The organism is Rhodococcus phenolicus (assembly GCF_001646785.1).
In the GTDB taxonomy this organism is placed as follows: Bacteria; Actinomycetota; Actinomycetes; order Mycobacteriales; family Mycobacteriaceae; genus Rhodococcus; species Rhodococcus phenolicus.
The window spans coordinates 38,621-51,303 of the sequence record NZ_LRRH01000061.1 but is presented as its reverse complement, the minus strand read 5'-3'; the positions used below and the strand labels follow the sequence as shown (position 1 = coordinate 51,303).

The following is a 12,683-nucleotide window of genomic DNA, read 5'->3' as shown; positions in this document are numbered from 1 at the left end:
GGGGAGGACGGTGAGCCGCTGCAGACACCACGATCCCCGAGAACCCAGCCCGGTTCTCGGGGATCGTAGGCGCTGACGTGCCCGGTCAGCTGGCGTAGGCGCGGAGGCGTTCTGCGCGGTCGCCCTCGCGGAGCTTGCCCATCACTTCGCGTTCGATCTGCCGCACCCGCTCACGGGACAGGCCGAACAGCTTGCCGATCTGGTCGAGGGTGCGCGGCTGACCGTCGTCGAGGCCGTACCGCAGGCGGATCACCTGCTGTTCGCGCTCGTCGAGGGTGGCCAGCACGCTGCGGACGTCGCTGTGCAGCAGGCCCGCGATCACGGCGTTCTCGGCAGAGGTCGCCTCGGCATCCTCGATGAAATCGCCGAGCGGCGCTTCCTCGTCGTTGCCGACCGGCATGTCGAGGCTCACCGGGTCGCGGCTGTGGTCGAGCAGATCGGAGATCTTTTCCACCGGGATACCCGACTCGGCCGACAACTCTTCGTCGGTGGCCTCCCGGCCGAGCTGCTGATGCAGTTCACGCTTGATCCGCGCAAGCTTGTTCACCTGTTCGACGAGGTGGACGGGCAGCCGGATCGTGCGGGACTGATCGGCCATGCCGCGGGTGATGGCCTGCCGGATCCACCAGGTCGCGTACGTCGAGAACTTGAAGCCCTTCGCGTAGTCGAACTTCTCCATGGCGCGGATCAGGCCGAGGTTGCCCTCCTGGATCAGGTCGAGGAGCGGCATGCCGCGTCCGGTGTAGCGCTTCGCCAGCGACACGACCAGACGCAGGTTCGCCTCGAGCAGGTGGCTGCGCGCGGCCTTCCCGTCGCGCACCAGGATCGCCAGATTCTGCTTCTTGGCGGGACCCAGCCGCTTCTTGGTCTCCAGCAGATGCTGCGCGTACAGGCCGGCCTCGATCCGCTTGGCCAGTTCCACCTCGTCCGCGGCGGTCAGCAGGGCCGTGCGGCCGATGCCGTTCAGATAGACGCGGACCAGGTCCGCAGCCGGGCTCTGGGAATCGAGGTCGGAATCGACTCGAGCGTAGGTGTCGGGGCGTGCCATGACGTGCCTCCTCATCGGTGGTGTCTCACAGCGTTCAACGCTCCGGTCCGCTCGGAAGTTCCCGAGGTTCCCGAGAGGCGATGGCGTTGACCTGCGCCGATGGCGCGCCCGTCCTGAGAAGTTGCTGAGAAGATCCGCCGAGGGAACCCGCGGGAACTGCCGCCGGATCTCCGTCCGGTCACCGCTTCGGGGTCACACCGGCTCGATCAGTCCGTGCCGTACCAGGCCGTGGACGAGCGGTACCGCCTGTTCGACGAGGGCTTCCTCGTCCTCGTCGTGGGCGACCGCGAGCAACGCGATCAATTCCTCGAGCACCAGGCCGTCCGGACGCATACCGGCGAGCAGCGCCGCGGCGAGATCGTCGATCTCGTGCTGCCAGGCGGGCCCGTCACCGCGGTGCACTCGTGCGACGACCTGCCGCCAGCCGTCCTCACCGGGCAGGAACACCCGCTCGAGGGCGGTGTCGGCGCGTACCGCGAACCGTGCCCCGAGGACATCGTGGTCGCGCAGCCACGCGAGCCGCTCGAAGTAGGCGATCGCCTCCGCGCCGAGCGGATCGGTGAAACCGTGCCGCAGATCCTCGGCCAGAACATCCGACGGTGCGTCGGTGCGACGCAGGTACACGAAACCGAAGCCGACGCCTTCGACGCGGTGGCTGTCGAAATGATCGAGCCACGCCTCGGCCCGATCGGCGACGGCGGGATCGCGCGGGTCGGCATCTCCGTCCTGCAGCCACGTCCCGACGTACAGGGCCGGGTCGGCGACATCGCGCTGCACGATCCACGCGTCCACCCCGTGCGCGGGCAACCACGACGCCACCCGGGCACGCCAATCCTCGTCCTCCACGTGCACCCACGACGCGAGGATCGCCGCGGTCCCGCCGGGTTCGAGATGGTCGACGGCCTGCGACAGCATCAGCTTGCTCGCGCCGTCCAGATCCAGACCGGAATCGCGGTAACTGTGCTCGACGCGTCCGGCGCTCACCACGAACGGAGGATTGGCGACGATCCGATCGAAGCGGCGACCGGCGACCGGCTCGAACCACGATCCTTCGAGCAACTCCAGTTCGACCTCGTTGAGGGCGGCGGTGGCCTCCGCCAGCGCCAGGCACCGGGGATTGACGTCGGTCGCGGTGACCGTTCCGGCGAAGTCGGTGGCCCGCACCGCCTGCACACCGCAGCCCGTACCCAGATCCAGGACGGTCCGGACCGGATCGGCCGGGATGGCCCGGAGCAGCGACAGCGATGCCTGTCCGACACCGAGGACATGGTCCGGCCGCGTGGGGACCGGACGGATCGCGCCGTCGAGATCGGACAGCATCCACCGGGTGCCGGTGCCGGCGTCGAGGGGCCGCAGGTCCAGGGCGGCGCGCACTCCGGCACCGTCCTGCTCGAGCAGGCCCGCCGCGACCGCGGCATCGACCGCGAGCGGAGCCAACGCCGCCGCGACCTCGTCGACGCCGCAGGTGTCGCCGAGCAGGAACAACCGGATCAGCGTCCCGAGTTCGCCGCCGCGGACGGCCGCGCGACGAACCGGTACGGGCTCGCTGCGGCCGAGCGCGGCATGCGCGTCGGGCCCGAGAAGCTCGAGCATGGTGTCGGTGTCGTAGCGGCAACGGAGCAGCGCAGTGCGCAGCGGTGAGCAGATCGACAGCAGCAGGTCACGGTCCACGTCCTGCATTCTCGCAGCCCGCCGGCGGGCCGACGGCGGCGAGGTGGTCGGCTATCCGTCGATGACGTGGGGTTTGGGAGGCTCCAGCGCCTGCGTCGCGGCGATGTCCGCACGGCGGCCGTCCCACCGGCTCGGTTCGTCCTTGGAGCGGGGCGGCCGGTCGTTGGCGATGAGCACGGCGATCCAGGGGAGTGGAACGGACACACCGATGATCGCCATGGAGATCCAGGGATTCTCGAACGCGCCGTAGGCCAGCGCCGCCACGATCAGCGCCGGGATGCGGAATGCCATGATCGTCATGTACTTGCGGACCCGTGCCCGGTGCTGGTCCTCGAGAGACGTGGCGGCCTCGGTGATCAGAACCGGGTTGTCGGGTGATCCACTCTCGGGGGATCCACCGAAACCTGAAGTTCTCGCCATATTCCTACTGTCTCACTCCGCCGTTTCGAATGCACACGCGGTGCGGCATCATGGAACGGTGAGCACCCAGATCAAGGAACGGCCCGACACCACCACCGACGAGTCGACCGACGACGACACTCCGAAGTTCTTCCACTACGTGAAGAAGAACAAGATCGCCGAGAGCGCGGTCATGGGTACGCACGTCGTCGCGCTCTGCGGCGAGGTGTTCCCGGTCACCCGGTCGCCGAAGCCGGGTTCGCCCGTGTGCCCGGAATGCAAGAAGGTCTACGACGGCCTGCGCAAGGGCGACTGAGCCACCGAGTCGGACGAACGAGCCGGGGGAGTCCCGGCCCGGATGATCGGGTCGGGACCCGCCGCCTTCTCCTCGTCCGTGACCGTGTCCGTCGACTCCGGTCGATCGGTCGTGTCCTCGGGGAAGTTCTCCGGGCCGGTGTCCTCCGGCCGGCTCTCGATCGGGCACGATTCCGGCTCCCGATCGCCCGGGCGGATCAGATCCGACAGCCGTACCTGACTCGTCGTCAGCCGCCGGGTCAGGTTGGTCACCGGCCCCAGTTCCGGTGACGGCTGCTGCGCGGCCTGCTGGGCCAGCCATTCGCGCCACTGCTCGAGTCGGGTGGCCCGCGCCGGCCAGAATTCCTGCACGGTCGCGTTGAACTCGGCGCCGAGCACCACCGCGAAGCCGAGGAAGAACGTGAACAGCAGGAAGGCGATGGGGGTGGCCAGCGCGCCGTAGGTGTAGCCGGTGCCGGCCAGCCAGCTCAGATACCAGCGCAGTCCCTCGCTGGCGGCGAGGAAGAACGCGCCCGCGACGACGGCGCCGCCCAGCAGCCGGTGCCACGGCAGCGACTTGGGCAGCGCCACCTTGTACAGCGTGGTCAGCCCCACCAGAAGCAGCAGGCCCACCGCCGGGTAATAGAACGTGTCGACGATCCGGGACCCGAGGTCGTACCAGGACTCGGGCAGTGCCCGTCCGATGAGGTTCGGCCCGAGCGCCACCAGCGGCAGCGTGAACACCGCCAGGATGAGAAACATCACGTACAGCAGCAACGCGAACACGCGCTGCCACACCGGGTGGCGGTGCTCCTGCTGGCCGTGCGCTTCGACGATCGAATCGACGAAGGTGGAGATCGCGGACGAGCCCGCCCAGAGCGACAGCAGGAATCCCAGCGACATCAATTCGGGACGCCCCCGGCCCAGCACGTCGGTGGCGGTCGGGCTGATGATGCCGTCGACGACGTTCTCGCTGAACACCGTGCGGCTGAAGGTGATGGTCTTGGACAGGATGATGTCGACGGTGTCGGGTCCGAACCATCCGCCCACGTAACCGAGACTTCCGATCAGCCCCAGCACGAGGGGCGGCAGCGACAGCGTCTGCCAGAACGCGGCGGTCGCCGCCTTGCTGAAGATCGAGTCGCCCCACGCCTTGGCCGCGGTCCGGCCGATCACTCGCAGCACGGTCCGCACCGGCCGCGGGACGCGCCGGTGAGGAGTCCGAGGTGCGGGGGTTCGGGATGTCTCGCTCATGTACTTCCAGCATTCCTGACGACCCGCGGGGACGTGCGGCCGCGGTCGGTGTGTGCGGGTCGAATTCTGCCACGATCGCGTGCGAAACCTCGGCGGCCGGGCGGTTCGCGGCAGGGAACGGCCGCCGGAGACGATAGGCTGCCACACGGTCGGCGGAAGGTCGGGACGACGCAGCGGGAGCCGGCCGATCGTGAGCGGAGAAGGAGCACAAGCAACCGGTGAGCACCGAAACCGTAGGCACGGCCACAACTTCCGCCCCGGCGGGCCAGCTCCGCGCATGGCAGCGGCGCGCCCTGACCAAGTACCTCGCAACCGGACCGCGGGACTTCCTCGCCGTCGCGACACCGGGCGCAGGAAAGACCACCTTCGCGCTGCGTGTCGCGGCCGAGTTGCTGCGCGACCGCACCGTCGACCAGATCACCGTGGTCGCGCCCACCGAGCACCTCAAGCACCAGTGGGCGGCGTCGGCGGCACGCAGTGGCATCGCCCTCGACTCGAACTTCACGAACTCGACCGGCCAGACGTCCAGCGACTACCAGGGCGTCGTCGTCACCTACGCACAGGTGGCGTCGCACCCGTTCAAGCACCGCGTCCGGACCGAAGCGCGACGGACGCTGGTCATCCTCGACGAGATCCACCACGGCGGAGACGCGAAGAGCTGGGGTGAGGGCATCCTCGAGGCCTACGGTGACGCGACGCGCCGTCTCGCCCTGACCGGAACGCCCTTCCGCAGCGACGACAGCGCCATCCCGTTCGTGGTGTACGAGCCGAACGAGGAAGGGCTGATGCAGTCCAGGGCGGACCACTCGTACGGGTACTCCGACGCCCTCGCCGACGGCGTCGTCCGCCCGGTCGTGTTCCTCGCCTATTCCGGCGAGGCGCGGTGGCGGACGAGCGCGGGGGAGGAGTTCACCGCGCGGCTCGGTGAGCCGCTCAGTGCCGAGCAGACAGCCCGGGCGTGGCGCACCGCCCTCGACCCCGACGGCGACTGGATCCCCGCCGTCCTCGGCGCCGCGAACACCCGGCTCGAACAGTTGCGCGCGGGCGGCATGCCCGACGCGGGCGGACTGGTGATCGCGACCGATCAGACGGTGGCGCGTGCCTACGCGAAGATCCTCGAACGCCTCACCGGCGAGATGCCCGCCGTCGTGCTGTCCGACGATCCGACCGCCTCCGAGCGCATCTCCCGGTTCAGCGACGGAGACCAGCGCTGGATGGTCGCGGTGCGCATGGTGTCCGAAGGCGTCGACGTGCCGCGCCTCGCGGTCGGTGTGTACGCGACGAGTGCCTCCACCCCGCTGTTCTTCGCCCAGGCCATCGGCCGGTTCGTGCGGTCGCGGCGCAAGGGGGAGACGGCCAGCGTGTTCCTGCCGTCGGTGCCGGTGCTCCTGGACCTGGCGGCCCAGCTCGAAGCCCAACGCGACCACGTGCTCGGCAAACCGCACCGGGAGAAGGAAGGCTTCGACGACGAACTGCTCGCCGACGCGAACCGGCGCAAGGACGAGCCGGGCGAGGAGGAGAAGGCGTTCACCTCGCTCGGTGCGGATGCCGAACTCGACCAGGTGATCTACGACGGATCCTCGTTCGGGACGGCCACCTTCTCCGGCAGCGACGAGGAGGCCGACTACCTGGGGCTTCCCGGACTGCTCGACGCCGATCAGATGCGCGCACTGCTGCGCCAGCGGCAGGAGGAACAACTCGGCAAGCCTCGGCAGGCGGCCCCGGAACCGCCGCCGCAGGTCGTCGAGCGCGTCGCGACCGCCGACACGCTCGCCCAGTTGCGCCGGGATCTGAATTCCCTCGTGGCGGTCGTGCACCATCGGACCCGCAAGCCTCACGGGGTCATCCACGGGGAGCTGCGTCGCCAGTGCGGTGGCCCGCCCACCGCCCTGGCGACGGCCGAGCAGCTGCGCGACCGGATCGCGGTGCTGCGCAGTTGGTGATCGGGCGACCGTCGGACCGGTCGGCACCCTCCGCGAACGACGAAGCGGGCACCCACGGTGTGGGTGCCCGCTTCGGGTCGGGTTCGGAAGCCGTGCGGCTCCGGACGGCGGATCAGACGGTGGCGGTGGCGTCGTCCTCGGTGAGGATCGTGGCGCCCATCTCGCGGAGCCGGTCGGTGTGTTCCTTGGCGTGGTGGCCGCAGAACAACAGCTCACCACCGGTGGCCAGAACGGCGCGGACGCGAGCAGCGGCGCTGCACCGGTCGCACCGGTCGGCAGCGGTCAACTTCGGGCTGGTCAAGGTACCGGGCATGACTCCTCCAAACTGGCCACCACCACTACGGTCGCCTGGGGTCTGGTCCGCCGCACCGGGGGTGGCGCGGTAGATCTACTCTGACAGACGTTGTGCGTTCATGTGTTGTTCCCGTCGGCGCCGGATCGTGGTGTGTTTCACGTATGGGCAGCGGAAACGCCGGGACGTGGACATATACCGAGTGTTTGTTCGCTCACAGCGCAGCGGGAGGAGTATCGGTGACCGGGAGTCTGCTGCACATCTGCGGCCGGGACGACTGGACGGCGGCACAGCGGGACGGGGCGATGACTCCGGCCTCGCTGGCGGACGTGGGGTTCGTCCACCTGTCCACGCCGGAGCAGGTCCATCTGCCGGCGAACCGCTTGTACGCCGGCCGCCGCGATCTGGTCCTGCTCCACGTCGCACCGGAACGGCTGCCGGATCCCGTGCGATACGAACCCGGTGTGCCCGGCGATCCGGAATCGATGCGCTTCCCGCATCTGTACGGTCCGCTGCCCGTCGAGGCGGTCGTGGACGTGACCCCGTACGAGCCGGACGCCGACGGACGGTTCACCGCCCTGTGAATCGCCGGGCATCCACCGAATTCCCCGGTGCCCGCGAATAACCAGGCAATCCGGACAGGTGTGAACCCGGGCTGCCGACGGTGGCCGCACAGTCCTACTCTTGCGGGATGAACGTCGATGTGACGCCACTTCCGGGTATCGGGGTACGCAAGGATTTCGTGCTGGCGTCGGGGCGCCGGATCGGGGTCATCACCCACCGGGACGGCCATTCCGACCTGATCATCTCCAAGGCCGACGACCCCGACGCGTGCGCCGCCTCCCTGCCGCTGACCGTCGAGGAGGCAGCGACGCTGAGCAATCTGCTCGGCGCACCGCAGCTCGTCGCCCAGCTCCAGGAGGACCACCGGGATCTGCCCGGGATCATCACGCGCCAGCTCCACGTCCACGAAGGTTCGCGTTTCGACGGCAGCGTCCTGGGCGACACCGCGCTGCGCACCCGCACCGGCGTCTCGGTCGTCGCAGTGATGCGCGCAGGTCAGGTGGCGCCGTCCCCGAAACCCGACTACGTCCTCACCGGAGGTGACATTCTCGTGGCGGTCGGCACCGTCGACGGCCTCGACGCCGCCGCCAAGATCCTGCGGAACGGCTGATCCGACCGCATGAATTCGACCAACCTCGCACTCATCGAACTGGGTGCGGTCTTCTTCGCGCTCGGAGTTCTCGGGCGTGTCGCCGCCAGATTCGGCATGTCCCCGATCCCGTTCTATCTGATCGGCGGGCTGTGCTTCGGCAACGGGGGATTCATCCAGCTCGGGGACATCAGCGAATTCAGTCACCTTGCCAGCGAGATCGGCGTCGTGCTGCTCCTGCTGCTGCTCGGACTCGAATACACCGCCAGCGAACTGGTCACCGGCCTCCGCCGCTCCCGTACCGCCGGAATCATCGACCTCGTCCTCAACGCGACCCCGGGCGCCGTCCTCGCGCTGATGCTCGGGCTGGGTCCGATCGGCGCGTTCGTGCTCGCGGGCGTCACCTACATCTCCTCGTCCGGCATCATCGCGAAAGTCCTCGACGACCTCGGACGGCTCGGTAACCGGGAAACCCCGATCGTGTTGTCGATCCTCGTCTTCGAGGATCTCGCCATGGCCGTGTACCTGCCGATCCTCACCGCGATCCTCGCCGGTGTCAGCCTGCTCGGCGGCCTCGAGGCGGTCGCGATCTCGCTCGGACTGGTCACCGTCGTCCTCGTGCTGGTCCTGAGATACGGCCGCTACGTCTCGCTGGTTCTCGACAGCCCCGACCGGGAAACACTGCTGCTCAAGCTGCTCGGTGCGGCACTGCTCGTCGCGGGGATCGCCTCGGCGCTGCAGGTCTCGGCCGCAGTCGGCGCGTTCCTGCTGGGGATCGCCATCTCCGGTTCCACCGCACACAATGCGTCGCGGGTCCTCGAACCGTTGCGCGACCTGTTCGCCGCGATCTTCTTCGTGTTCTTCGGGCTCAACACCGATCCGACCGCGATCCCACCGGTCCTCGGGTGGGCGATCCTGCTGGCCGTGGTCACCTCGCTCACCAAACTCGCCACCGGGTGGATCGCCGCCCGACAGCACGGCATCGCCGTCATGGGCCGGGCCCGCGCGGGCACCGCGCTCATCGCACGCGGCGAGTTCTCCATCGTGATCGCGGGTTTGGGCGTCGCGTCCGGTCAGGTCGACAGCAAACTCGCCGCGATCGCCTCCGCGTACGTGATGATCACGGCGGTGCTCGGTCCGGTCGCGGCACGCGTCGTCGAACCCCTGATGCGCGCCCTCACCAGCCGCAGGTCCGGGCAGCCGGCCACATCACCCGGCACCGAGCCGGATCTCCTCTGACCACCCCCGAACGCGGTCAGGACCACCCTGTCGGGTGGCCCTGACCGCATTCCGGAACGGAAACCTCTAGTCGAGGTAGTCGCGCAGCACCTGCGAGCGCGACGGGTGCCGCAGCTTCGACATCGTCTTCGACTCGATCTGGCGGATGCGTTCACGCGTGACGCCGTAGACCTGGCCGATCTCGTCGAGCGTGCGGGGCTGGCCGTCGGTGAGACCGAACCGCAGCCGCACGACACCGGCCTCGCGCTCGGACAACGTCTCGAGCACCGACTGCAACTGGTCCTGCAGCAGGGTGAAGGACACGGCATCGACCGCCACGACGGCCTCGGAGTCCTCGATGAAGTCGCCGAGCTGGCTGTCGCCCTCGTCGCCGATCGTCTGATCCAGCGAGATGGGTTCACGCGCGTACTGCTGGATCTCCAGCACCTTCTCCGGCGTGATGTCCATTTCCTTGGCGAGTTCCTCCGGCGTGGGTTCGCGACCCAGGTCCTGGAGCAGCTCGCGCTGGATACGGCCGAGCTTGTTGATGACCTCGACCATGTGCACCGGAATACGGATGGTGCGGGCCTGGTCGGCCATCGCGCGGGTGATGGCCTGGCGGATCCACCATGTCGCGTAGGTGGAGAACTTGTAGCCCTTCGTGTAGTCGAACTTCTCGACCGCACGGATCAGACCGAGGTTGCCCTCCTGGATGAGATCCAGGAACGCCATGCCGCGGCCGGTGTAGCGCTTCGCGAGCGAGACGACCAGACGCAGGTTCGCCTCGAGCAGATGGTTCTTCGCGCGGTTTCCGTCGCGGCAGATCCAGTTCATGTCGCGGCGCTGGGCCACCGGGAGCTTCTCGCCCTTCGCGGCGAACTCCTGCATCCGGAAGGTCGCGTACAGACCCGCCTCGATGCGCTTGGCGAGCTCGACCTCCTCCTCGGCGTTGAGCAGCGCGACCTTGCCGATCTGCTTGAGGTAGGCACGCACCGAGTCGGCGGACGCGGTGAGCTCGGCATCCTTGCGGGCCTGCCGCAGGGCCTCGGACTCCTCCTCGTCCCACACGAAGTCGCCGGACGCCTTGTCCTTCTCGCTGGGCTCGTCGGCTTCGGCCTCGGGGTCCTCGTCCTCGACCACGACCTCTTCGGTGCCCGCGAGGTCCTCGTCACCGATGTCGAGGTCTTCGAGCTGGGTGTCGTCGCCGTCGAAGTCGTCTTCGCCGGCGCCCTTCGTCGCCTTCTTCGCCGCGGCCTTCTTGGCGGTGGTCTTCTTCGCGGCCTTCTTCGCGGGTGCCTTCTTGGCTGCGGCCTTCTTCGCGGGTGCCTTCTTCGCCGCGGCCTTCTTGGCCGGCCGCTTCGTGGCGGGCGCGGTACCGGTCGCAGGGTCCGCGGCGGTGCCCGCGGCGTCCGCGACGGGTGCCGATTCGGCGGGAGAATCAGCGGTGTGGATGTCGGTGGCTGCCACGTACGCCCTTTCGTGACGAGGTAGTGCGGCGTCGCGCCAGAGTGGCTCCGGCGGAGAGGTCTTTCGGGATCGGGCCGGGTTCACGGCCGGCTGTGCACCATTGTAACGATCGCCGTGACGATCGATGTGCCGGACTCAGGGAGTGATGCCGGTTTCCGCAGCGTAGGCGGCTCCGGCGATGCCGGCGGTGTTGCGCAGTTCGGCCGCGACGACCGGCGTGACGTTCGTCAGCAGCGGAATCCACTTGTCGCCCTTGCGGCTGATCCCGCCGCCCACGACGAACAGGTCCGGCCACAACAGCGCCTCGAACCGCGACAGCACCCGGGAGACCTCCTCGGACCACCGCTTGTAGGACCAGTCCCGGTCCTCCTTCACCTTCGACGCCGCGCGGTGCTCGGCTTCCTTGCCGTCGACCTCCATGTGACCGAACTCGGTGTTCGGCAGCAGCACTCCGTTGTTCAGCACCGCCGAACCGATACCCGTACCGAACGTCAGCAGGACGACGACACCACGCACATTTCTCGCTGCCCCGAAGCGGTCCTCGGCGATGCCGGCGGCATCCGCGTCGTTCAGGACCGTCACCTCGCGCCCCCCGAGCGCCGCCGAGAACAGTGCGCGCGCGTCGGTCCCGATCCACGTCGGGTCGATGTTCGCGGCCGTCCGGGCGATACCGCCGGTCACCACGCTCGGCAGTGTCAGGCCGACGGGTCCCGCCCAGCCGGCCTCGGCGACGATCTGCGCGACCGTCTCGGCGACGGCAGCGGGTGTGGACGGCTGCGGAGTGAGGATCTTGATGCGGTCACCCACCAACTGCCCGGTGGACAGGTCGACGACGCCACCTTTGACGCCGCTTCCGCCGATGTCGATGCCGAATCCGAGATTCGCCGAATCGGGGCGGGTTTCCTGCGTCATCTCGTAACTCCCTGTCGTCGATGGGGTCGGGGGTCGCTCGTGCCGTCACACTAGTGCGAACCGGGCGGGGAGGTGAGTGGTGCGCAGGCGTGGCGTGTGTTCGGATGGGCGGGTGAGCGAATTCCAGCGACTCGGCGCTTCCCGGGGACTCGACGACGCCGTCCCGGCCGCACCCGACGATCGCGACGCGCTGCGCACAGTGGCGGTGGCGGTCGCGACGGAAGCCGCCGCACACGTCCGTGCCCGCAGGCCCGAGCTGTTCGGGACGGATCCCACGGGTGAGACCGGTGCGGTCCGCACGAAGTCGACCGACACCGATCCCGTCACGGTCGCCGACACCGAGAGCGAGGATCTGATCCGCCGGCGGCTCACGCACCTGCGGCCGGGCGACGGATTCCTCGGCGAGGAACGCGGCGGCGATTCCGAAGTGGGCGCGCATCGGGTGCGGTGGGTCGTCGACCCCATCGACGGCACGGTCAATTTCGTGTACGGCATCCCGGCGTTCGCAGTGTCGGTGGCCGCCCAGATCGACGGGTGCTCGGTCGCCGGGGCCGTCGTGGACGTGACCACCGGCGACACCTACTCGGCGGCGCTCGGTGCCGGAGCGACGCTCACGGCCGCGGACGGCACCGTCTCGTTCCTGCGTTGCACCCCGGTCACCGAGGTGGGGCTGGCGCTCGTCGCGACCGGATTCTCGTACGACGCCGGGCGCAGAGCCCGGCAGGGCCGGCTGGTTGCCGAACTGTTACCTCGGGTCCGCGACATCCGGCGCATCGGGGCGGCCGCGCTCGACCTGTGCATGGTCGCGGCCGGCCGGATCGACGCCCACTACGAGCACGGGCTGAACCCGTGGGACTGGGCGGCCGGCGCGCTGATCGCGGCGGAGGCGGGTGCGACGGTCCGGCTGCCCGCCGGGTTCGGGTCCGGTGGGGAGCTCACCGTGGCGGCCGCTCCGGGTATCGCCGACGGGTTCCTGGCGTTGCTGAGCGAGATCGGAGCGGACGGCCCGATCACGACCGCACGGACGTAACG

The 12,683-nt window shown here is 69.1% G+C and carries 13 protein-coding genes; 6 read left to right on the top strand and 7 right to left on the bottom strand.

Annotated elements, in window-relative coordinates; translation table 11 throughout:
- Window positions 1–85 precede the first annotated feature (85 nt).
- From A8G15_RS17370 to A8G15_RS17360, 3 genes are all read right to left on the bottom strand, one after another.
- Entirely contained in the window at window positions 86–1,048 is a 963-nt protein-coding gene (locus A8G15_RS17370; protein ID WP_068162160.1) for a sigma-70 family RNA polymerase sigma factor, read from the bottom strand.
- 192 nt (window positions 1,049–1,240) lie between these two features.
- Window positions 1,241–2,719 (bottom strand): DUF7782 domain-containing protein, encoded by a 1,479-nt coding sequence (locus A8G15_RS17365; RefSeq protein ID WP_068162414.1) that lies wholly within the window; start codon window positions 2,717–2,719, stop codon window positions 1,241–1,243.
- A 51-nt stretch (window positions 2,720–2,770) separates the two neighbouring features.
- Window positions 2,771–3,139 carry a DUF3099 domain-containing protein gene (locus tag A8G15_RS17360; RefSeq protein WP_068162157.1) on the bottom strand — a complete coding sequence of 123 codons (369 nt, stop codon included), beginning with the start codon at window positions 3,137–3,139 and terminating at the stop codon, window positions 2,771–2,773.
- A gap of 58 nt (window positions 3,140–3,197) precedes the next feature.
- Between A8G15_RS17360 and A8G15_RS17355 the strand changes: the two genes are divergently transcribed.
- The gene (locus A8G15_RS17355) at window positions 3,198–3,434 is read left to right on the top strand and encodes a DUF3039 domain-containing protein (RefSeq protein WP_068162154.1); all 237 of its coding nucleotides are present in this window, start codon (window positions 3,198–3,200) and stop codon (window positions 3,432–3,434) included.
- Here the strand turns inward: A8G15_RS17355 and A8G15_RS17350 are convergent.
- Window positions 3,407–4,666, bottom strand: a complete 1,260-nt coding sequence (locus tag A8G15_RS17350; protein ID WP_082899964.1) for a YihY/virulence factor BrkB family protein — start codon at window positions 4,664–4,666, stop codon at window positions 3,407–3,409. The two genes, A8G15_RS17355 and A8G15_RS17350, sit on opposite strands and share 28 nt — an antisense overlap.
- Before the next feature lie 218 nt (window positions 4,667–4,884).
- Between A8G15_RS17350 and A8G15_RS17345 the strand changes: the two genes are divergently transcribed.
- Window positions 4,885–6,609: a DEAD/DEAH box helicase gene (locus tag A8G15_RS17345; RefSeq protein ID WP_068162151.1), complete on the top strand. Its 1,725-nt coding sequence runs from the start codon at window positions 4,885–4,887 to the stop codon at window positions 6,607–6,609.
- Between the two features lie 112 nt (window positions 6,610–6,721).
- On the opposite strand, the gene A8G15_RS17340 is transcribed toward A8G15_RS17345, so the two are convergent.
- Window positions 6,722–6,922: a DUF7455 domain-containing protein gene (locus tag A8G15_RS17340; protein WP_068162148.1), complete on the bottom strand. Its 201-nt coding sequence runs from the start codon at window positions 6,920–6,922 to the stop codon at window positions 6,722–6,724.
- Window positions 6,923–7,140: 218 nt separating this feature from the next.
- Between A8G15_RS17340 and A8G15_RS17335 the strand changes: the two genes are divergently transcribed.
- The 3 genes from A8G15_RS17335 (at window position 7,141) to A8G15_RS17325 (ending at window position 9,293) form a co-directional block, all read left to right on the top strand.
- Window positions 7,141–7,485 (top strand): DUF952 domain-containing protein, encoded by a 345-nt coding sequence (locus tag A8G15_RS17335; protein ID WP_068162144.1) that lies wholly within the window; start codon window positions 7,141–7,143, stop codon window positions 7,483–7,485.
- Between the two features lie 107 nt (window positions 7,486–7,592).
- Window positions 7,593–8,075: a cation:proton antiporter regulatory subunit gene (locus A8G15_RS17330; protein ID WP_068162142.1), complete on the top strand. Its 483-nt coding sequence runs from the start codon at window positions 7,593–7,595 to the stop codon at window positions 8,073–8,075.
- 9 nt (window positions 8,076–8,084) lie between these two features.
- Entirely contained in the window at window positions 8,085–9,293 is a 1,209-nt protein-coding gene (locus A8G15_RS17325; RefSeq protein ID WP_068162137.1) for a cation:proton antiporter, read from the top strand.
- A gap of 66 nt (window positions 9,294–9,359) precedes the next feature.
- Here the strand turns inward: A8G15_RS17325 and A8G15_RS17320 are convergent, their stop codons facing one another.
- Both A8G15_RS17320 and ppgK read right to left on the bottom strand, forming a co-directional pair.
- Window positions 9,360–10,739 carry an RNA polymerase sigma factor gene (locus A8G15_RS17320; protein WP_068162134.1) on the bottom strand — a complete coding sequence of 460 codons (1,380 nt, stop codon included), beginning with the start codon at window positions 10,737–10,739 and terminating at the stop codon, window positions 9,360–9,362.
- Window positions 10,740–10,874: 135 nt separating this feature from the next.
- Window positions 10,875–11,651: a polyphosphate--glucose phosphotransferase gene (ppgK, locus tag A8G15_RS17315; RefSeq protein ID WP_068162131.1), complete on the bottom strand. Its 777-nt coding sequence runs from the start codon at window positions 11,649–11,651 to the stop codon at window positions 10,875–10,877.
- Between the two features lie 190 nt (window positions 11,652–11,841).
- Between ppgK and A8G15_RS17310 the strand changes: the two genes are divergently transcribed.
- Window positions 11,842–12,681, top strand: a complete 840-nt coding sequence (locus A8G15_RS17310) for an inositol monophosphatase family protein (RefSeq protein ID WP_082899975.1) — start codon at window positions 11,842–11,844, stop codon at window positions 12,679–12,681.
- Window positions 12,682–12,683: the final 2 nt, after the last annotated feature.